We start from the raw sequence: 20,647 nt of genomic DNA, 5'->3' as shown, positions 1-20,647 counted from the left end.
GATACGAGAGCGGAAGTATGCCGAAGCGCAGTGCCGAGATCCGGACCGCGTTGCGGGACCTGCGGGTCCAGCTCGCGCTGCTGAACCATCACGTCGGCTACCAGCTCTCGCTGAAGGACGCCGAGCTGGACTGCCTGGACGTCCTCGCCCGGGACGGGGCGCTCACCCCGAGCGTCCTGGCCCGGCGCTCCGGGATCCACCCGGCCACGATGACCGGCATCCTGGACCGGCTCGAGCGCGGCGGCTGGATCGTCCGCGACCGTGACCAGGCCGACCGCCGGCGGGTGACGGTCAGCGTCGTCAAGGACCGCGCGGCCGAGGTCTACCAGCTGTACCGCGGAATGAACAGCGCGGTCGACCGGATCTGCGCCAGTTACTCCGAGGACGAGCTCGACCTGATCGCCGGCTTCCTGCGCCGCTGCGCGGAAGCCGGCGAGACGTCCACCGCGAAGCTCGCGGCTACCTGACACCGCCGAACACACCGCCGAACGCAGCTGCGTGATCGGCGACCCACTGCGCCAAGGTCCAGGCCGGACGACCGAGGACGCGCCGCACCTCGTCGGTGACCTCGGCCGGTTGCCCGGTGCCGCGCTCGTACCGGAACTTCCTGGAACACGAGCGACCGGCCGAGCGCCTCCGCGAGCACGGCGACCTGCTGCTCGTGCGTCAGTGACTGCGGCCAGAGGCCTGCCCACCCTTTTGGTTGGAAGCGCTCTCGGAGGCGGGAACTGAGGTTGCGTGCAGTTTCTGGTGACCAGTCACGGGCTGTTGACGACCGGCGGCTGGTCCGACACGATCGGGAACGGCACGAAAACTGGAAGCGCTCCCGGAGTATCCGCCCCCATCTCGAGACAGGAGCAGCACATGCGATGGATCGTCAGAGGCCTGGTCGCGGCCGGCCTCGCCCTCGCCGCGGTCGTTCCGGCCCACCAGGGCGCCGGCGCCGCCACCACCGGCAACCCCGTCCAGCTGACCAGCGGCTTCTACGTCGACCCGAACTCGAACCCGGCCGTCTGGGTCCGCAGCAACTCCGGCGACAGCCGCCGGACCGCGATTCAGAACTCGATCGCGTCCAAGCCGATGGCGCGCTGGTTCGGCAACTGGAGCAACCCGATCGGCACCGCGGTCGGGAGCTTCGTCGGGGCCGCGGACGCCGCCGACAAGCTGCCCGTGCTGGTCGCGTACAACATCCCCGGACGGGACGCGTGCGGCGGCCACTCGGGCGGCGGCGCCGGCACACCGGCGGCGTACCGCACCTGGATCCACGACTTCGCCGTTGCCATCGGCAACCGCCCGGCGGTGGTCGTGATCGAGCCCGACGCGCTCGGTGACTTCAACTGCATGAACCGGGACCAGATCGCCGAGCGCAACGGCATGCTCAGCTACGCCGTACAGCAGTTCAAGGATCTGGCCCCGAACGCGTGGGCGTACCTGGACGGCGGCAACGCCGGGTGGGTGGCCGCCGACGTGATGGCGCAGCGGCTGAACGGCGCGGGCCTGGCGAACGCGCACGGCTTCGCGCTCAACGTCTCGAACTACTACACCACCGCGCAGACGGTGGGCTACGGCAACGCGGTCAACAGCCACCTGTCGGCGGCGAAGCCGTTCGTCGTCGACACCAGCCGGAACGGCAACGGCGCGGGCAGCGACTGGTGCAACCCGCCCGGCCGCAAGCTCGGCGTCACCGCCCAGACCGGCGGCGGAGCCGAGATGCTGTTGTGGATCAAGGTCCCCGGCGATTCCGACGGTGACTGCGGCATCGGCACCGGCATCCCGGCCGGCACGTTCAGCCCCGACCTCGCCGTACACCTGATCAACGGAAACTAGCGGGAGGAGTCAACTACCGTCGGTCAGACCACAGACACGCTCTGAGGCTGTCACGTCTCGTAATCGCGGGTGTATGAATACGTGATGACGCCTCGGTCCGTGGAAGTGCGGCGGGACAGTGTCCGCAGCAGCGGGCTCGACGCGACGATGCAGTTGCTGAACCAGGTCTACCCGAACCGGACACGCTTGGTCGGGAGGAATCCGGACAGCGGCTCACTTGCGCTGAGCACGGCGGAGTGCGCGGGCGTCGGCGCTGACCGGTGCCGGATGCAGATGCGGTTCGACGCGGTCACCGACCCGTGGCGGGACCTCACCGCGATCTGCCTCGTCAAGGGCCGGCTGGGGATCGACGACCACACCCTCGTCGCGGGCGACTGCTTCCTCTACTCGGTCCAGGACGGGACGCAATTCCGGTCACAGCCGCTGGAGGGGGTCGTGATCCGCATCGGGCAGGAGGACGTCGCCCGCGCCGCAGCACGCCACTTCGACGTCGTACCGAAGGACCTCTGGCCGGTCGGCGGCCGGCCGGTGTCGCGGGCGATGAACACCCATTGGCAGGTCCTCACCGGCTTCGTCCGGCGGACCCTGGCCGCGGCACCGTCGGTCGCCGAGCACCCGCTGGTCGCGGGCCAGCTGGTCGAGCACGTCGCCTCGTCGATGCTCGCGGCCTTCCCGAACGCCACGATGCAGCTGACGCACGTGGCGTCCCCAGGAGCGGTCGGTACGGCGACCCTGCGCCGCGCGGTCGCGTTCGTGGACGCCAACGCCGACCGGCCGATCACGATCGAGGACATCGCGTCGGCCGCTGGAACCGGCGCTCGCGCGCTGCAGTACGCCTTCCGCCGGCACCTCGGGTGCACGCCCCGCGAGTACCTGCGCCGGGTGCGTCTGGAGCGCGTGCATCGCGAGCTCCAGGACGCTGGGCCCGGCGAGACGGTCGCCGGGATCGCGCTCCGCTGGGGATTCACGTCGACAGGGTGGTTCACCCGCCACTACCGGGAAACCTACGGGCGGTCCCCCGGGACGACACTGCGCGAGCGCACCTGACGGCGCGCGGTCAGCATGGTGGCGATCTCGTGCCGGTACACCGGCCGGGCCACGTCGCACGTGTGTGTGAGGCGACGAGCGCGCAGCATCTGCTGAATGTCGTCGACGCCCATCCCGAGCGCACTCGCCGCCGTCGACAAGGTCAACCAGCCCCGGCGCAGCACCGCCAGCACCTCGACGTCGTTGCGCCGCAGCGGCAGTTCCCTGCCGTGTGTGGCCAGCAGTCCGGCCGTGATCAGCCGCCGTACGCCGGTCTGCCCGAGCCCGAGCATGGCGCCGGCTTCCGCGACCGACATCCACTGGTCGAGACCACACCGGACCACGTCCGACAGCAGCAGCCGGCGGTGCGTCCGGGACCGGGCCGGCAGGTGCCCGGCCCGGACCAGCCCGGCGACTCTTTGCGGCGCCACCCCGAGCAGGACCGCGGCCTGCGCGGTCGTGATCAGCGGGTCGTCGACCATCACCGGCTCACCGAGCAACCCCTCCAGCCGGGCTCGATACTGCTGGGCCAGTCCGTCCATCGCTGCCCTCCCCCAGGTTGCCGGCGGGGCAGGGGCGTCGACCCGACCCGTCGGCGTGCTGAGCCCGATTGACCCACGCCCTGATCCGGAGCGCCAGCACGGCCTTCGCCTCTCGGCGCGCGGCTTCGCATTCCGGCGTCAGCTGCGCCCACGGCAGACTCGGACCATGAACGAACCTCGTCGTACGGCCGGTCTCCGCGGACCGAGGCCCTGGGCAACCAACTCTGAGGCTGCGGGCTGGATCGCGCCGGGTGTGCGGGAGTCCGCGCTCGAGTTCCACCGGAGCATGCCGGGTTACGCCGTGACGCCGCTCGTCGAGGTGCCTGCGCTCGCCGGGTCGCTCGGGGTCGGGAGCCTCTGGGTGAAGGACGAGTCGAACCGGTTCGGACTGCCGGCGTTCAAGGTGCTCGGCGCTTCGTGGGCGGTCAACCGGGCGCTCGGCCCGGCGCGGACCTTCGCGGAACTGGCCGCGCTGGTCGCGGACAGGCGGATCACGCTGGTGACCGCGACGGACGGCAACCACGGGCGGGCGCTCGCGTACCTCGCGCGGCTGCTCGGGCTGAGGTCGCGCATCTACATCCCGGCCGGTCTGCCCGCGGAGCCGGTACAGGCGATCCGCGACGAGGGCGCGGACGTCGTCAGCACCGACCTGTCGTACGACGACGCCGTCCGTGCTGCCGCGGCGAGTGTGCACGCCGACGACGTACTCATCCAGGACACCGCCTGGCCCGGGTACGAGGACGTGCCGCGATCAATCGTCGCCGGGTACTCGACGCTCTTCGCGGAGCTCGACGAACAGCATCCGGCCGGCATCGGGCTCGTCGTGGTCCCGGCCGGCGTCGGCTCGCTGCTCCAGTCCGCCATCGAGCACTACCGGACCCCGGGCCGCCGTACGTCGATCCTCGCCGCCGAACCGGTCACCGCCGCCTGCGTCACCGAGTCCCTCGCCGCCGGGCACCCGGTCACCGTCGACACGTCCGCCCCGACGATCATGGCCGGCCTCAACTGCGGAACCGTCTCCACCATCGCCTGGCCCGCCATCCGGAACGGTCTCGACGCCGCCGTCGCCGTCACCGACGCCGAGACCCGCGCCGCCCAGGTCCTCCTGCACTCCCACCACGTCCGTACCGGCCCCTGCGGCGCCGCCACCCTCGCCGCCCTCCAGGCAACCGACCTGCGCCCGTCCACCGCAGTCGTTCTCGTCAACACCGAACGATGAACCCCGGCTCCCGGGCCGGGACACATACCGGGTGAATGCGGACGATCCGGAGGTGGCGGTGGGCGACGAGGAGTTGTGGCGGCGGGGTGCGGGCGGGGAGCCGGAGGTGTTCGGCGTCCTGTTCGATCGGCATGCCACGGCCGTGTACAACTTCGTGTTCCGGCGGATCGGGTCGTGGAGTGATGCCGAGGACCTGACCTCGTTGGTGTTCCTGCACGCGTGGCGGCGGCGCAGCGAGGTCGTGCTGGTGCACGACTCGGCGTTGCCGTGGTTGTTGCGGACCGCGGACTTCGTAGTGCGCAACGAACGGCGCCGGCAACGGTTCCGGTGGCTCAACCTCAACCGGCAGGTACCGGCGACGGACGAGCCGGATCACGCCGACCGGGTGGCTGCCCGGATCGACGACGAGCGGGACGCACAGCGGTTGCGGGAGCTGCTGCGGACGCTGCCACGGCACGAGCAGGAGATCGTCGAGCTGTGCTTCTGGAGCGGTCTCGACGCACAGTCCGCGGCGGTCGCGCTCGACGTACCGCTCGGCACCGTGAAGTCCCGGCTGGCCCGGGCCCGCAAGCGCCTTCGCGATCTCAGTGTCGCCGTACCGTCGGAGTCCTTGGAGAACATGTCATGAACGAGTTGCTCACCCGCCGGCCCGACCGGTCGCTGCCGCCCGGGACGCACGAGCGGATGCGCGCCGACCTGCTGGCGGCGATCGAGTCCGAGCCCCCACGCCGGCGGATCCTGGCCCCGGCGCTCGCGGCCGCGGCGGTGCTCGCGGTGGTGGCCGGCCTCGCGCTCGGCGTCCGGGCGTTCCGCACCGAGGCCGCGCCGCCCGCGGGCGGGCCGCGCGCCGTCAGGGCGTTGACGGCCTCGGAGGCCGACTCCCTGCGTACCCAGTGCCTGGCCGAGGCGAACCGGATCACCAGCAAGTCCCTCCCGCACCCGTTCACGGACTACAAGGTGGTGAAGGCTTTCGAGTTCACCGACGTGAAGGATCCGGACGTCGTCAGCACCTGGCTGATCGGCTCCGGCCTCCAGACGTATCCGACGATCGGCCGGCATCCGATGCCCGAGCGGAGCCATCCGGCGTACTGGCTGTGCAGTCGCACGGCCGGCGGCGTGATCAGTGAGCCCAGCATCCGGTTCTCACCGGGCGCGATCCTGAGCGGCGCGCCCGGGATGCGGATCGCTCGCAACGCGGGCGTGTACACGCAGACGGTCGCCCGGGTCACCGTCCAGCCGAAGGGGCAGCAGCCGATCGATGCTCTCCTGCAGGACGGATTCTGGTTCGCGCCGACCGTCGGCCGCACGGACTGGGGCCCGTACGACGCCGACGACCCCGGCCGCGGGGACTTCGTGATTCGCGGGTACGACGCCGCGGGCGCCCTGCTCTTCACCGACAGCGGCCCGAACCCCGCAGCCGCTCCGGTCACCTGTCCGTACGTGAACGTCACCCTGCCGAACGGCCGGCACACGTTCACTCCGAGTCCGCCGGTCAAGCCGGAGTGTGTCGAGTACCGCTGGCCGTCCTGACCATCGGTGATCGTAGTCGGGCCGTTTTCTGCAGAATTGATCAAATTCCTCTTGCCGAGGGCGATCCGCTCGGGGTGAGATTGGCAGATGACGGAAACGCGACCCGCCGACGCGGCGGAGGGGCGGGACTTCTCCTACCGCCCGTTCATCTGGCTGGCGGTCGCGACGTTCTCGATGGGCATCGACGGCTATGTGCTGGCCGGACTGCTGCCGCAGATCGCGGGCGACCTCGAGGTCACACCGGCGGCCGCGGGCCAGCTGATGGCGGTGTTCGCGTTCACCGCCGCGCTGGCGGGCCCCGTCCTCGGCACGCTGACGTCGCGGTGGGAGCGCCGGACGACGATCGTGCTGTCGCTCGGGGTCTTCGTGCTCGGCAACCTGGTCGTCGGGCTCGCCGCGAACTACCCGATGGCGCTCGGCGGCCGGGTGCTGTCCGCGCTGGGCGGCAGTCTGCTGAACGCCGCGGTCACCGGGTACGTGATCGCGCTGACGCCGGTCCGGCACCACGGAAAGGCGTTGTCGTTCGTGCTCGGCGGCTGGATGACCGCGACCGCGCTCGGCGTACCGATCGGGCTGGTCCTCGGGCAGTCCAGCTGGCGGTTCCCGATGATCCTGGTCGCGGCCGTCGGCACGATCGCGCTGCTCGGCATCATGCTCCGGCTGCCTCAGCTCCATCTGCCGGGCGGGACCCTGGTCGAACGCCTCCGCCCGCTCGGGCAGCCGCGGCTGGTCGCCGGGCTGCTCGTCACCACCGGCATCCTGTGCAGCAGCTACGCCTGCTTCACGTACGCGACGCTGATCCTCGGCCCGCACTTCCACGCCGAGTGGGCGATCATCCTGATCATGTTCGGGTACGGCGTCTCGAGCATGGCCGGCAACGCGGTGACGGGCCGGCTGGTCGACAAGTTCACCGCGCTGCGGGTGCTGACCGTCGTACTCGTCGGGCTGCTGCTGAACGCCGTCCTGGGCATGATCGCGCTGATGTTCGCGCCGGCTGTGGTCGCGGCCGTCTGGGGGCTGATCTGGTTCTTCTCGGCCGGTGTCGGCAACGGCGGCGCGGCCGTGCCGCAGCAGGCCCGGCTGGCGCAGATGGCGCCCGACTCGGCCGCGATCGTGATGGCGCTCAACGGCAGCGCGATCTCGCTCGGATCGGCGCTCGGCAGCGGCCTGGGCGGTGTTGCGCTGACCGCGGGCGCGGCGCCGAACGGCCTGCTCGGCGTCTCCGCCGTCGTACTTGCGCTCACCGTCGGACTGCATACGCTCGTCACCCGTGCCTCAAAAGTTGCCGTCGGGTGACGGAGACGTGCGCCGCTGAGACGGATGCGGATCAGGAGTTCTCGTACCGGCCGTTGGCCTGGCTGGCGGTCGCGACCTTCTCGATGGGGATCGACGGCTACGTCCTGACCGGGTTGCTGCCCAGCATCGCCGAGGACCTGCACGTGAGTGTGGCGGCCGCGGGTCAATTGATGTCCGCCTTCGCGCTGACCGCGGCATTTGCAGGCCCGGTGCTCGGAGCGGTGACCTCGCGGTGGGAGCGGCGGACGACGATCGCCGCCGCGCTGGCCGTGTTCGTGCTCGGCAACCTCGTCGTCGGGCTCGCGACGACGTACCCGGTCGCGTTCGCCGGCCGGGTGCTGGCGGCGCTCGGCGCCTGCCTGCTGAACGCCGCCGTGAGCGGCTACGTGATCGCTGTGACGCCGGTCCGGCACCGCGGGAAGGCGTTGTCGTTCGTGCTCGGCGGGTTGCTGACCGCGACCGCCCTCGGCGTACCGTTCGGGCTGCTGATCGGTCAGTCCAGCTGGCGCTACCCGATGATCCTGGTCGCCGCGATGGGCGTCGTCGCGCTGGCTGGCATCCTGCGCGGCCTTCCCCGCCGGCAACTCCCGGCCGGGCGGCTCACCGACCAGCTTCGGCCGGTCGCCCGACCCCGGCTGGTCGGCGCGCTGCTCGTCACCACCGGCATCCTGACCGGCAGCTTCACCTGCTTCACGTACGCCGTCCTGATCCTCGGCCCGTCCTTCCCGGCCGGCTGGATGATCGTCGTGATCATGTTCGGGTACGGCGTCGCCAGTGCGCTGGGGAACGCCGTCACCGGCCGGCTGGCCGACCGCTTCGCCGCACCGCGCGTCCTCACCGTCGTCCTGGTCTTCCTGCTGCTGAACTCGATTCTCGGAATGGCCGGCCTGATGCTCACCTCGGCCGCCGCGCTCGCCGTGATCGCCGTGAGCTGGTTCTTCGCCCAGGGCATCGGCAACGGCGGCGCCGCCGTACCGCAGCAGGTCCGCCTCGCCGGCCTCGCGCCCGAGTCCCCGGCGATCCTGATGGCGCTGAACGGGAGCGCGATCTCGCTCGGGTCCGCGCTCGGCAGCGCCCTCGGCGGGCTCGCGCTCACGGCCGGATCCGCACCGCACGATCTGCTCGGCATCGCGGCCGTCGTCCTCGCCGGCACGCTGGTGCTGCACCTGACGGTGTCCCGCGTGCCTAGAATTCGGCCATGACCGGAAAACTGCGCATTGTCCTGGCGGCGACCCCGTCGTACCGGGAGATGGTGTTCGCGCCGGAGAGTATGGCGCGGCTGGAAGCGCTCGGGGAGGTCGTCGTCCTGGACGATCCGGGCGATGCGGACGCGTTGACGGCGGCGCTGCCCGGGGCCGACGTACTGATCACGTCGTGGGGTGCGACGCCGCTCACCGCGGCGGTACTCGATCACGCGGAGCGGTTGCGGCTGATCGCGCACAGTGCGTCCTCGGTGAAGCATTTCGTCACCGAGGAGGTGTTCCGGCGCGGGCTGCGGATCACACAGGCGGGTCAGGCGATGGCGGAGCCGGTCGCGGAGGTGTCACTGGCGTTCACGTTGAGCATGCTGCACCGCATCCAGCGGTTCGATCACCAGATGCACGCCGGTGCGTGGCGGAACGCCGTACCTCCGCAGCACGGCCTCACGGCGTCGCGGATCGGCGTCGTCGGGGCGTCCCGGACCGGTGTCGAGTACATCCGGATGCTCGTCGCGCTGCGGGCTCACGAGGTCGTCGTCCACGATCCCTATCTCACCGACGAGCGGGCGGCCGAACTCGGCGTACGTCGTACCGCGCTGGACGAACTGCTGCGCACCAGCCGGGTCGTCGCCCTGCACGCGCCGACCCTGCCCGAGACCCACCACCTGATCGGCGCCCGCGAACTCGCGCTGATGCCGGACGGCGCCGCGCTGATCAACACCGCCCGCTCCTGGCTGGTCGACACCGCCGCACTGGTCGAGGAACTCCGCACCGGCCGGATCGACGCCGCCCTGGACGTCTTCGACGAGGAACCCCTCCCACCCGACAACCCGTTCCGCGGCCTACCCAACGTCCTCCTCACCCCCCACCAGGCCGCCGCCACCGTCGAGTGCTACTTCGAAATGGGCGAAATCACCATCAACGAAATCGAACACTATGCATCCGGCCGCCCCCTCCAATACGAGCTGACCCAGGCCGCCCTGGCCCGAATGGGCTAACCAGCAGACCCCCGCCGAGACCGTCCGGAGAGCCTGGCGGCGGAGACCGTCGAGGTGGTGATGGGTTCTTGCGTTGGCGATCGCGAGAGAGATGTCGCAGCGGAGGCCCGCCTGGCGGAGGTCCTTAAGAGAAGAAGAACAAGAGAAGATAGAGCGGGAGTTGGGTGCGTGGCTGCGCTTGCCGGGCCAGCGACAGTCAGCGCAGGGAACAGGAATCGCCCCACCGCGTCAGGAGAATTGGAGTTACCACGCTTCAGCAACTTCCTGCAGGTGGGTCGAGGCGGTATCAGTCTCCACTCGGGCTCGATCGCGACGTCGGGCTTCGAGGTCCTCGAAGCCCGACGGCGGGTTCTGGGCCAGCCGGCAGGTCGTGCTGGTACAACCTCAGAAGGTCCTGACAGACCTGGACGGTGTCGCGGATCCACCGGGTGATCATGCCGCGGCTCGACCAAGTGCTCTGCAGCACGACCCGAGTTGACCAGCGTGTTCGCCAATCGCGACGGGCTAGTCGACGGCACCCTGGTACGACCGGGAACCGCGCAGACAGCCGACGGCAGCGCGCCTGACTGCCTGCAATTCTTCTCCCGTGGCGGGTCGACCAGCCCGCCGGGCCCTGAGTCCTGAGGGCTGGTGGTGTTTGCTGGTGTGGGCCCACAAACAGCCCACAAAATAAGGGGATTCCAGCTCGGAAACTGTCGGTGGCGCCGTCTAGAGTCAATGCCATGGAACTTCTTGGCGAGCGGCCGGCGTGGTCGATGAGTGGCGGCGAACTGCTGTCCACCCTCGACACGCTGGAAGCCGAGCTCGCCCGCCTGGAGTCCTACCGGTTGACCGTGGTCGCCGCCATCGAGTCCACCGGCTACGCCGAGGAGCTCGGCGCCCGCGACACCGCCGAACTCCTGCGCTTCCGGTACCGCCTGGACCCACCGGCCGCCCGCCGCACCCTCCGGCTCGCCCAGACCGCCCCGCACTACCCGGCCGTGGCAACCGCCCTCGAGGACACTGCCTCCTGCGAGGAACCCGGCGAGGAACCCGGCGTCGCGCCTGGCGGCGCTGGTGGTGGCTGGCTGTTGCGTCCGGCGCAGGCGGCCGCGATCGTGTTCGGACTCGACCGGGTCCGGTCGCGGGTCCCGGTGGAACACTTGGACGCCGCCGCGGAGCAACTGGTCGGCCTGGCCGGCCACCTGTCACCGGGCGAACTGCGCACGGCCGCCAAGGAGATCGCCGACCTGCTGGACTCCGACGGCCCCGAACCCGAAGAACACAAGGCCTACGCCCGCGAGTCCCTGACGCTCTCGGCCGCGGACAACGGCGTGAAGTTCAAGGGCTTCCTGGCCAACGAGAACGCCGAACTGCTGCGCGCGGTCGTGCACGCCGGGGCCCGCCCGCACAAGACCGTCGACGGCGAACACGACCCCCGCCCCCGCGACAAGCGCCAGGCCGACGCCCTGTCGGATGCCTTGAGCACCGCCGCCGCCGTCTGGGACACCACCGGCCCCACCACCGGCCCCACAGCCGGCCCCGCCAGCGGCACCGAAGGCGCCGCGAGCACCGCGGGTACAGGGGACATGGCAGGCACCGCGGGCGCCGCGGCTTCGGCGGCTGAAGGCGCCGCGGGTACGGGGGACATGGCAGGCACCGCGGGCACGGGTGGTCGGGTGGCCAGGTACGGCGCGAAGGCCAACATCACCGTCACGATCGACCTCGAAGACCTCAGGTCCGCCACCGCGGACGCGCTCGGGCGCACCGCCTACAGCGGCGGGCTGTCCGCGGCCACGATCCGGCGGCTGGCCTGCGACGCGAACATCATCCCACTGGTGCTCGGCTCGAACTCCGAACCCCTCGACGTCGGGCGCCGCGTGCGGCTCGTCACCGGGGCGATGCGCCGCGCCCTGGACGCCCGCGACCGCGGCTGCGTGGTCTGCGGAGCCCCGCCAATCATGTGCGACGCCCACCACCTGATCTCCTGGATCGACGGCGGCGACACCAAAGTCTCGAACCTCGCCCTGCTCTGCCGCCGCCACCACACCGACCTGCACAGGGGCCACTGGCACATCACCATCCTCGACGGCACCGTCCACGTCGCCCGCCCCAGCTGGGCCGAACCCGCACCCACCCCCGCCACCGCCCGACGCACCGCGCCTCCGCGCGCCCGACCACCAGACAGCGGGACAAGCTCACAGGAGCCCGAGCCCACCGAGCCCACCGGCCCCAGCGGGTTCACCGAGGCCGGCCTGCGGGTGTCCGCGGGCGTCGCGGTGGCGACCATCGCCGACCGCTCGCGATGGCGGGCCGACGCGGCAGCCCTCCAGCAAGCGGCCGACTTCGCAGCCACCGGCTGAGACCACAGAACACAACAACCTCCCACCCGCAGGCAAGCGGGCAGGAGGCCGTTGTGCTGCGGCGGGTCAGGAGCCGCGGAATCCTTCCAGCCGCCTCCGGCAGCGGGCGGCTCGTCTCGTCACCCACACCGAACCGGTGAGGGGGCCGCCCGCTCGAGGACGGACCCGCCTCCCACGTCGTGCCTCGCCGACCACACCCGCACCCTGTATGTCCAGCCCGGCGCCTGTCCTCCACCACTCGTGGCGAACCCGGAGCCGGCCGCCGCAAGGGCCGGAACAGGGCTGCCACGAAGACGGACTTGGGCTGTCGACGAGGGCGGAACCGGGCTGCCTGCGGGTCACGGTGGTGATGGAAGCGGTTCACGAGCAACGAGGCGCTCAGGTCGCGCAGACAAACCTACGACTGACCGCCGAAGCCAGTCACCACTCTAAATCTTCTGTCAATTTCTTGCCTGAAAGGCCAACACGAGCTTCTGAGCCGAGGCCGGCCACCACGAAGGCGGGCTGCGCGCGGGGTCAGGGTGATGATGGGAGCGGTGTACGAACAAGGTGGCGCTCAGGTCGCGCAGGCAAACCTACGACTGACGGCCCAAGCCGGCCACCACTCTCAGTCTCCTGTGAATCTCTTGTCTGAAAGGCCTACACGGGCCGGGCCGGAGCCGGCCGCCGCAAGGGCGGACCTGGGCTGTCGACAAGGGGTGGAACCGGGCTCAGGGTGGTGGGAGCTGCGTACGAACAAGGTGGCGCTCAGGTCGCGCAGGCAAACCTACGACTGGCCGCCGAAGCCGGCCACCACTCTCAACCTCCTGTCAGTCTCTTGCCTGAAAGGCCTACACGAGCCTCTGAGCCGGAGCCGGCCGCCCCGAAGACGACTTGGGCTGTCGACGAGGGGTGGAACCGGGCTGCCCGCGGGGTCACGGTGGAGATGAGAGCTGCGTACGAGCAAGGTGGCGCTCAGGTCGCGCAGGCAAACCTACGACTGACCGCCGAAGCCGACCACCACTCTCAACCTCTTGCCTGAAAGGCCTACATGGGCCTCTGAGGAAGCCTCTTCTCCCCATCCGGAGGGGCGTCTGCTTCGAAGGTCTGTGCATGCACAGGTTTCTCGGAGCGGTTGGTGGTGTGGTTGCGGCCGGTGTGGCGCTTGCGGTTGGGTATCTTGTTGCCGATCTGAGCGGTGGGCCGTGGCCGGTGGATGCGGTCGGTGTGCAGGTCATCGACTGGGCGCCGGGGTCGGTGAAGGATTGGGCGGTGCGGTCGCTCGGGACCGCCGATCGGCCGCTGCTCCGCGTCGGTATCTGCGCGGCCCTCGTGATCGTCGCCGCCGTCGCTGGTCTGATCGGCGCTCGGGGACGGCGGCGGACGGCGGTCGGGGTCGCCGGCGGGTTGGGCCTGGTCGGTCTCGTGTTTGCGGTCTTCAGCCGGTCGTCGGCCGGGAACCTGGTCGACCGGTTGCTGCCGGCAACTGTCACGCTGGCCGTCGCAGTCGCCGCCATGTGGCTGGTGGTCCGTGGTGGCCCTCACAAGGCCCGTCGAGCAGCAGCGGCGCAACCGGCCGGGTTCGACCGGCGGCGCTTCCTCCTGACCGTGTCGGCGCTCGCCGCGACGGGGGTGGCGAGCGCCGGCGCCACGAGGGTTGTCGGAGTGTCTGGAAACGAGCTCCGGGCGCGCGTCCGGGTTCCTCGACCGACGGAGGCCGCGGGTCCGCCGCGCGCGAGTGTCGACGTACCGGGGATCAGCCCGTTCACGACGCCGAACAGCAAGTTCTATCGCGTGGACACGCTGCTGCAGGTGCCCCGGATCGATCCGCGGGATTGGGAACTGCGCGTCCACGGACTTGTCGACAAAGAGCTCCGGATCTCGTTCGACCAGCTGCTCGAACGCCGCCTGGTCGAGCGCGACATCACCCTGACCTGCGTGTCCAACGAGGTGGGCGGGCCGTACGTCGGGAACGCCCGGTGGATCGGCGTGCCAATCGCGGACGTCCTGCGCGAGGCCGGTGTCGGGGACGGCGCCGACGCGGTGAAGTCGACCAGCGTGGACGGTCTCACCATCGGTACGCCGTTGTCCGCGCTCACCGACGGCCGGGACGCGATCTTCGCGGTCGCGATGAACGGTGAACCGCTGCCGTTCGAGCACGGCTTCCCGGTCCGGATGGTGGTGCCCGGGCTGTACGGGTACGTGTCCGCGACCAAGTGGATCGTCGACTTCGAGGTCACCAGGTTCCAGGATTTCAGCGCGTACTGGACCGACCGCGGCTGGTCGGTCGAGGCGCCGATCAAGACGTCCGCGCGGATCGACGTACCGAAGGCTTTCGCGACCGTCAAGGCCGGGCCTGCGATCGCGGCCGGGGTCGCGTGGGCGCAGCACCGCGGCATCCGCAAGGTCGAGGTTCGGGTCGACAACGGCCCGTGGCAACCGGCTCGGCTCGCACCGGTGGACGGCCCGGACACCTGGCGGCAGTGGACGTTCCGCTGGGACGCCACGCCCGGCACGCACAAACTGACCGTCCGCGCGACCGACGCGGCGGGCGAGATCCAGACCGATCGCCAGGCGCCGCCGCGCCCGAACGGCTCGAGCGGACTGCACAACACGGTCGTGATGGTCGAGTGACCCATCCGGCCCGCGACCCGCTCCGAAGTACTCCCAAACTGTTCAGTCAGCACTCTCCTCAGGAAAGAGATCACCTCATGTCCAAGCACCTCACCCGCGCCGGTCTCGCCCTCAGCGCACTGGCTCTCGCAATGACCGCATCCGCCTGTGGTGGTGACGACGACAACGGCGCCGCCGGCGGTACGAGCACCACCAGTACGAGCAGCAGCGCACCGGCGACGAGCACCACGCCGTCGATGAGTGAGGCCGCCGCCGGCCTGGTCGGACCGGGCTGCGCCGACTACGCGAAGGCGAACCCGTCGGGCGCCGGCTCGATCGACGGTATGGCGGCCGCGCCGGTGGCCACCGCCGCATCGGGCAACCCGCTGCTCACGACGCTGGTCGCGGCGGTCTCGGGCAAGCTGAACCCGAAGGTCGACCTGGTCTCCACGCTGAACGGCGGCGAGTTCACCGTCTTCGCGCCGGTCGACACCGCGTTCGCGAAGATCCCGGCCGCGACTGTGAGCACGCTGAAGACCAACGACGCGCTGCTGACCAAGATCCTCACGTACCACGTGGTCGCCGGCCAGCTCGACCCGATGGCGGTCGTCGGCAAGCACCCGACCGTCGAGAAGCAGGACGTCACGGTGAGCGGCTCGGGCGACGCCCTCAAGGTGAACGGCGCGAACGTGATCTGCGGCGGCGTGAAGACCGCGAACGCTACCGTGTACCTCATCGACTCCGTGCTGATGCCCCCGGCAAGCTGACCCGTGACCGGACCTACTTCGCTGCCCTGGCCCGCCGGATCGCACCCGCGGTCCGGCGGGGTCGGCGACGGCGACCTCCTGGCGCTGACCGCGACCGGCGACACGGCCGCGTTCAGCGCGCTCTACGACCGCGTCGCCCCCTCGGTGTTCGGGCTGGTACGGCGGATCCTCCGCAACCCGGCCCAGTCCGAGGAGGTGACCCAGGAGGTCATGATCGACGTCTGGCGCACCGCGAGCCGGTACGACGCCGGCCGGGGCTCCGCCCACTCCTGGATCCTGACCATCGCGCACCGCCGCGCGGTCGACCGGGTCCGCTCCGAGCAGGCTGCCGCCGACCGCACCGAGCAGGTCGGTGCGCGGACCGCCGAGGTCGAGTTCGACCAAGTCGCGGACACCGTCAGCACCCGGCTCGAGGCCGAGCAGGTACGGCGCTGCCTCGATTCGCTGACCGAGCTGCAACGGGAGTCCATCGAGCTCGCGTACTACAACGGCTACACCTACCCGGAGGTCGCCCAGCAACTCGGCGCCAAGCTTCCGACCATCAAGGCGAGAATGCGCGACGGCCTGATCCGGCTCCGCGACTGCCTCGGAGCCACAAGGGGGCAAGGATCATGACGGAACCCGATGTGCATACCCTCACCGGTCCGTACGTTCTCGACGCGCTACCCGACGACGAACGGGTCCGCTTCGAAGCCCACCTGGCCGAATGCGCGTTCTGCACCACCGAGGTCGCCGAGCTCCGCGCGGCCGCGGTGAAACTGGCCACCCAGGTGTCGGACTCGCCACCGCCCGCCCTGAAGGCGAACGTGATGGCGGCGATCGAGCACGTCCGGCAGCTCCCCCCGGTCGTCGAGGGCGGGTCGGCCAGCCCCGCCGTACCGCGCCGGTTCGGTCGCCGGTCGGTGCTCACGCTCGCTGCTGCGGCCGCCGCGGTCGCGCTCAGCGGCGGGGTCGCGGTCGACCAGTACCGGGACCGGCAGGCGGCGGAGCGTGCCAACCGGCAGGTGGCGGCCGTTCTGGCCCAACCCGACGCGCGGACCGTTCACGGGGCGGTCCAGGGCGGCGGTCAGGCCACGGTCGTCACATCGGCGCAGGCCGACAAATCGGTCGTCGTACTACGGGGCCTTCCGAAGCTGCCCGACGACCGGACGTGGCAACTGTGGATGATCGACCAGGGCAAGACCGCGCACTCGGTCGGCCTGGCCGCGGGCGACCTCACTCAGGTCGTCAACGGCTCGACCGCCGGGATGACGGCGTTCGGGCTCACCGTCGAGCCCGCCGGCGGATCCCCGACGCCGACGCTGCCCGCGGCCGCGCTGATCGCGTTGACCTAGTAGCGTCCCGGGTATGGAGCAGGCGGCGGCCGAGGTACGGGAGCGGGTTCAGGCGAGCTTCGACCGCCAGGGGCTGATGACCCATCTCGGGGCGCGGATCGCGCACATCGGGCCGGGCGAGGTGCGCATCGTGCTGCCGAGCCGGCCCGAGGTCACGCAGCAGCACGGCTACTTCCACGCCGGCGCGACGAGCTCGATCGCGGACAGCGCCGGCGGGTACGCCGCGTTCACGCTGTTCCCGGAGGGTACGTCGGTGCTCACGGTCGAGTTCAAGATCAACCTGCTGGCCCCGGCCGAGGGCGACCAACTGGAGGCCGTCGGCACGGTGATCAAGCCCGGCCGCACCCTCACCATCTGCCGCCTGGAGGTCTTCGGCATCACCTCCACCCACCGCACTCTGGTGGCCGCCGGTCAGCAAACCCTCATCCAGATCGAGTCCCGACCCGAACGCTGAGCGGACTTTCTCTCATCGCGGCGATGAGTTCGGGGCTCGGCGGCGGTCTGTAGGGGTGTGAAAGAGACTGCTGAGCAGAGATGGGTTCTGGGACTGGCCTCGATCGGGTCGGTCATGGTGGCGTTGGACGTTCTGGTGGTTGCCGCGGCGTTGACCACGATCCGGGCGGATCTTGGCGCGTCGGCCGAGCAGCTGGAGTGGACGGTCAACGCCTACGGGCTGAGTTTTGCGATGTTGCTGATGACGGCCGCCGCGATCGGTGACCGTCTGGGCCGACGACGGACGTACGCCGCCGGGCTGGCCGTGTTCACGGCCGCGTCCGTCGCCTGCGCCCTGGCGACGACCTTGCCGCTGCTGATCGCGGCCCGGGCCGTGCAGGGCGTCGGTGCGGCGATGGTGATGCCGCTGGCGATGGGGCTGCTCGGGGCCGCCTTCCCGCCTGAGCGGCGCGGCCGGGCGATTGGCGTGTTCAGCGGCGTCACGGGGATCGCCGTACTGGGCGGTCCGCTGATCGGCGGCGCGGTCACCGAAGGGCTGTCGTGGCAGTGGATCTTCTGGATCAACGTGCCGATCGGCGTGGCCGCGATCGCGTTGGTGCTGACGAAGATCGGTGAGAGCACCGGCCCGGCGCGACGGCTCGACCTCGTCGGCGCGGTCCTGATCAGCCTCGCCGTACTCGGGCTGGTCTGGGGCACGGTGCGCGGTGAATCGGCCGGCTGGACGAGCGCGGAGGTCCTCGGCGGGTTCGGGGCCGGGGTGGTCATGCTGGCTGCGTTCGGCTGGTGGGAGCGGCGGACGGATCACGCGATGGTTCCGCTCGCGTTCTTCCGGAACCGGACGTTCAGCGCGGCGAACTCGGCCGGCTTCTTCCTCAGCGCGGCGTTGTTCAGCGCGGTCTTCTTCCTGTCCCAGTACATGCAGGCCGTGCTCGGATCGGCGCCGTTGAAGGCCGGTCTGCAGCTCCTGCCGTGGACCGCGACCCTGTTCGTGGTCGGCCCGATCGCCGGCCGGCTGGTCGAGCGCGTCGGCGAGCGCCCGCTCGTGGTGATCGGTATGGCGCTGCAGACCGCCGGCATGTTCTGGGTCAGCCGCGGCGCGGACCACTACTGGGGGCTGGTCGTGCCGCTGGTGGTCACCGGCTGCGGGATCTCGCTCGCGATGCCCGCGGCGCAGAGCGCGGCGATGGCGGCGCTGCCCCGGGAGGCGGTCGGGATCGCGTCCGGGATCTACAGCATGAACCGGCAGCTCGGCGGCGCGGCCGGGGTGGCCGTGCTCGGGTCGGTGTTCACCGCCGCGGGCGGCTACACCGGTGACGGCTTCGCCCGGGCGCTCGCGGGGTGCGGCGTACTGTCGTTGCTCGGGGCCGTCTCGGGGCTGGCCGTCGCCGCCCGCCGCAGGGCCGAGGTCGTGCCGGAGAAGGTGGTGGAAGGAGTCCGATGAATCTCGAGGAGGAGTTCGCGCAGTACCGGGTTGAGCTGGTGGCGCACTGCTACCGGATGCTCGGGTCGCTGCACGACGCCGAGGACGCCGTCCAGGAGACGTACCTGCGCGCCTGGCGTGGTCACGCGGACTTCGAGCACCGTTCGTCGGTCCGGACCTGGCTGTACCGGATCGCCACCAACGTGTGCCTGAACCTCCTGCAGCACAGCAGCCGGCGGGTCGTCCCGTCAGCGCTGGGTGCCCCGGGCAACGATCCGGACGAGCTGCACGGCCAGGCGCTGGAGGTGCCGTGGCTGGAGCCGTTCCCGGACCGGTTGCTCGGCGCCGACCCGGCCGCGGTGGTCGGCGACCGCGCGAGCCTGCGGCTGGCGATGGTCGCCGCGATGCAGCACCTGCCGCCGCGGCAGCGCGCCGTACTGATCCTGCGCGAGGTCCTCACCTGGCCTGCCGCGGAGGTCGCGTCGTTGCTCGACACAACGACCGCCGCGGTGAACAGTTCGCTGCAGCGGGCACGGGCCGAGCTCGCCCGGCTGCGACCGCGGGAGGACGACCTGAGCGAGCCGCACGAGCCGGTACGACGGGCGCTGCTCGACCAGTTCCAGGCGGCGATGGAGAGCAAGGACCTCGTCGCTCTGGAAGGGCTGTTCAGCGCGGACGCGCGGTGGGAGATGCCGCCGATCCTGACCTGGTTCAGCGGGCGTGCCGACGTGCTGCGGCTGCTCGACGCGAAGCTGCGGCCGGGGCCGGACCGACGGGTCCTGGTCGAGACCTCGGCGAACGGACAGCCCGCGTTCGCGCTCTACATCCACGGCTCCGACGACCACTTCCATGCGCACTCGATCAAGGTCCTGACCTGTACCAAGGACGAGATCTCGGCCGTGCTCGCGTTTCATCAGCCTGCCTTGTTCCCAGCCTTCGGGCTGCCCCTGATCCACAGGAGATCCTGATGTCTTCAGCAACTACTTTGCGGGAGCTGCACGTTCCCGGCACGCCGCTCGTCGTACCGAACGCCTGGGACGCGGCCTCGGCCCGCCTGGTCGAGGAGGCCGGCTTCGCCGCGGTCGCGACCAGCAGCAACGCCACAGCGGCGGTCCTCGGGTACGACGACGGTGAGTATGCGCCGGTCGACGACGTCCTGGCGGCCGCGGCGCGGATCGCGCGGTCGGTGTCCGTGCCGGTCACGGTCGACTTCGAGCGTGGGTACCACCTGGCTCCGGCTGAGCTGGTCGAGCGCTTCGTCGCGACCGGCGCCGTCGGACTCAACCTGGAGGACTCCGATCCGGCGACCGGCCGGATGATCGACGCCGGCGTGCAGGAGGACTTCCTGGCCGCGGTGCGGGCCGCGGCCGGCGACGCACTCGTGATCAACGCCCGGATCGACACGTTCGTCCGCCGAGCCGGTACGGCGGACGAACAGCTGGCGACCGCGCTCGACCGCGGCAACCGCTACCTGGCCGCCGGCGCCGACTGCGTGTACCCGATCGGCGTCGGCGACCTCGACCTGATCTGCACGCTCACCACGCAGATCGACGGCCCGGTGAACGTCGGCTACGGGCAGGGTGTCAATTCCGTCGCGGACTACGCCGCGCGAGGTGTCGCCCGGGTGAGCTTCGGCCCGATGTTCCAGCGGCACCTCTACGCGACGTTCGCCGGGACCGTGCTCCCGGCCCTCACGGCGGATCGGAATCCGTTCACTGCCTGACCGGCCGGTGTGTGGGATCCGGGCGATCGGGTAATGGCGGTTCGGTAGTGGAAGGCAACCATCGAGAGAACGGGGAAACCGCGATGGGCATGTTCGACAACATGAAGGACAAGGCCGGCGACCTGGTCGACGAGCACGGCGACAAGGTCGACGAGGGCCTGGACAAGGCCGGCGAGTTCGCCGACGAGAAGACCGGCGGCAAGTACGGCGACAAGATCGACCAGGGCACCGACATGGCCCGGGACCAGCTGGACAACCTCGACGGCCAGAACGACGACCTCCGGGACAACGATTCCTGAGCTCGTTCCGGCGCGTCGGTACGCCCGAGCGGCCGCGGAACTTCGCCGCGGCCGTCCGGCGTACCTCCGGCAGGGTGCCG

The 20,647-nt window shown here is 70.7% G+C and carries 20 protein-coding genes; 19 read left to right on the top strand and 1 reads right to left on the bottom strand.

Going from position 1 to position 20,647, the window contains the following annotated elements; genetic code table 11:
• The first annotated feature begins 17 nt into the window (after positions 1 to 17).
• From AB0L64_RS19265 to AB0L64_RS19255, 3 genes are all read left to right on the top strand, one after another.
• Entirely contained in the window at positions 18 to 467 is a 450-nt protein-coding gene (locus tag AB0L64_RS19265; RefSeq protein ID WP_363711733.1) for a MarR family transcriptional regulator, read from the top strand.
• Positions 468 to 864: 397 nt separating this feature from the next.
• Positions 865 to 1,827, top strand: a complete 963-nt coding sequence (locus AB0L64_RS19260) for a glycoside hydrolase family 6 protein (protein WP_363711731.1) — start codon at positions 865 to 867, stop codon at positions 1,825 to 1,827.
• A gap of 84 nt (positions 1,828 to 1,911) precedes the next feature.
• On the top strand, positions 1,912 to 2,874 hold the full coding sequence (locus tag AB0L64_RS19255; RefSeq protein ID WP_363711729.1) for a helix-turn-helix transcriptional regulator: 963 nt from the start codon (positions 1,912 to 1,914) through the stop codon (positions 2,872 to 2,874).
• On the opposite strand, the gene AB0L64_RS19250 is transcribed toward AB0L64_RS19255, so the two are convergent.
• Complete coding sequence (locus tag AB0L64_RS19250; protein WP_363711727.1) at positions 2,832 to 3,395, bottom strand: hypothetical protein; 564 nt, start codon at positions 3,393 to 3,395, stop codon at positions 2,832 to 2,834. The genes AB0L64_RS19255 and AB0L64_RS19250 overlap by 43 nt on opposite strands.
• Before the next feature lie 166 nt (positions 3,396 to 3,561).
• Between AB0L64_RS19250 and AB0L64_RS19245 the strand changes: the two genes are divergently transcribed.
• From AB0L64_RS19245 to AB0L64_RS19170, 16 genes are all read left to right on the top strand, one after another.
• Positions 3,562 to 4,614, top strand: coding sequence for a pyridoxal-phosphate dependent enzyme (locus tag AB0L64_RS19245; protein WP_363711725.1), 1,053 nt, complete (start codon positions 3,562 to 3,564; stop codon positions 4,612 to 4,614).
• A gap of 31 nt (positions 4,615 to 4,645) precedes the next feature.
• Positions 4,646 to 5,242: a sigma-70 family RNA polymerase sigma factor gene (locus AB0L64_RS19240; RefSeq protein ID WP_363711723.1), complete on the top strand. Its 597-nt coding sequence runs from the start codon at positions 4,646 to 4,648 to the stop codon at positions 5,240 to 5,242.
• The gene (locus tag AB0L64_RS19235) at positions 5,239 to 6,144 is read left to right on the top strand and encodes a hypothetical protein (protein WP_363711722.1); all 906 of its coding nucleotides are present in this window, start codon (positions 5,239 to 5,241) and stop codon (positions 6,142 to 6,144) included. Before AB0L64_RS19240 ends, AB0L64_RS19235 begins: the two co-directional genes overlap by 4 nt.
• An 87-nt stretch (positions 6,145 to 6,231) precedes the next feature.
• The gene (locus tag AB0L64_RS19230; RefSeq protein WP_363711720.1) at positions 6,232 to 7,440 is read left to right on the top strand and encodes an MFS transporter; all 1,209 of its coding nucleotides are present in this window, start codon (positions 6,232 to 6,234) and stop codon (positions 7,438 to 7,440) included.
• Positions 7,437 to 8,642, top strand: a complete 1,206-nt coding sequence (locus tag AB0L64_RS19225) for an MFS transporter (RefSeq protein WP_363711718.1) — start codon at positions 7,437 to 7,439, stop codon at positions 8,640 to 8,642. Before AB0L64_RS19230 ends, AB0L64_RS19225 begins: the two co-directional genes overlap by 4 nt.
• Positions 8,639 to 9,637, top strand: a complete 999-nt coding sequence (locus AB0L64_RS19220) for a hydroxyacid dehydrogenase (protein WP_363711716.1) — start codon at positions 8,639 to 8,641, stop codon at positions 9,635 to 9,637. Before AB0L64_RS19225 ends, AB0L64_RS19220 begins: the two co-directional genes overlap by 4 nt.
• A gap of 722 nt (positions 9,638 to 10,359) precedes the next feature.
• Positions 10,360 to 11,979 carry a DUF222 domain-containing protein gene (locus AB0L64_RS19215; RefSeq protein ID WP_363711714.1) on the top strand — a complete coding sequence of 540 codons (1,620 nt, stop codon included), beginning with the start codon at positions 10,360 to 10,362 and terminating at the stop codon, positions 11,977 to 11,979.
• A gap of 1,092 nt (positions 11,980 to 13,071) precedes the next feature.
• Positions 13,072 to 14,592, top strand: coding sequence for a molybdopterin-dependent oxidoreductase (locus AB0L64_RS19210; protein ID WP_363711712.1), 1,521 nt, complete (start codon positions 13,072 to 13,074; stop codon positions 14,590 to 14,592).
• 77 nt (positions 14,593 to 14,669) lie between these two features.
• Entirely contained in the window at positions 14,670 to 15,338 is a 669-nt protein-coding gene (locus tag AB0L64_RS19205) for a fasciclin domain-containing protein (RefSeq protein ID WP_363711710.1), read from the top strand.
• A 3-nt stretch (positions 15,339 to 15,341) separates the two neighbouring features.
• Positions 15,342 to 15,953, top strand: a complete 612-nt coding sequence (gene sigK, locus AB0L64_RS19200) for an ECF RNA polymerase sigma factor SigK (RefSeq protein ID WP_363711708.1) — start codon at positions 15,342 to 15,344, stop codon at positions 15,951 to 15,953.
• Entirely contained in the window at positions 15,950 to 16,672 is a 723-nt protein-coding gene (locus AB0L64_RS19195; RefSeq protein WP_363711706.1) for an anti-sigma factor, read from the top strand. The genes sigK and AB0L64_RS19195 overlap by 4 nt, the downstream gene beginning before the upstream one ends.
• Before the next feature lie 13 nt (positions 16,673 to 16,685).
• Positions 16,686 to 17,126, top strand: a complete 441-nt coding sequence (locus tag AB0L64_RS19190) for a PaaI family thioesterase (RefSeq protein WP_363711704.1) — start codon at positions 16,686 to 16,688, stop codon at positions 17,124 to 17,126.
• Positions 17,127 to 17,183: 57 nt separating this feature from the next.
• Positions 17,184 to 18,566 carry a DHA2 family efflux MFS transporter permease subunit gene (locus tag AB0L64_RS19185; protein WP_363711702.1) on the top strand — a complete coding sequence of 461 codons (1,383 nt, stop codon included), beginning with the start codon at positions 17,184 to 17,186 and terminating at the stop codon, positions 18,564 to 18,566.
• Positions 18,563 to 19,513, top strand: coding sequence for a sigma-70 family RNA polymerase sigma factor (locus tag AB0L64_RS19180; RefSeq protein ID WP_363711700.1), 951 nt, complete (start codon positions 18,563 to 18,565; stop codon positions 19,511 to 19,513). The genes AB0L64_RS19185 and AB0L64_RS19180 overlap by 4 nt, the downstream gene beginning before the upstream one ends.
• Positions 19,513 to 20,268, top strand: coding sequence for an isocitrate lyase/phosphoenolpyruvate mutase family protein (locus AB0L64_RS19175; protein ID WP_363711698.1), 756 nt, complete (start codon positions 19,513 to 19,515; stop codon positions 20,266 to 20,268). Before AB0L64_RS19180 ends, AB0L64_RS19175 begins: the two co-directional genes overlap by 1 nt.
• An 83-nt stretch (positions 20,269 to 20,351) precedes the next feature.
• On the top strand, positions 20,352 to 20,567 hold the full coding sequence (locus AB0L64_RS19170) for an antitoxin (protein WP_363711696.1): 216 nt from the start codon (positions 20,352 to 20,354) through the stop codon (positions 20,565 to 20,567).
• Positions 20,568 to 20,647 lie beyond the last annotated feature (80 nt).

It is taken from the genome of Kribbella sp. NPDC051936 (assembly GCF_040680955.1).
In the GTDB taxonomy this organism is placed as follows: domain Bacteria; phylum Actinomycetota; class Actinomycetes; order Propionibacteriales; family Kribbellaceae; genus Kribbella.
Note: the sequence above shows the minus strand (reverse complement) of the source record. Positions and strands in the feature narration are given on the sequence as shown.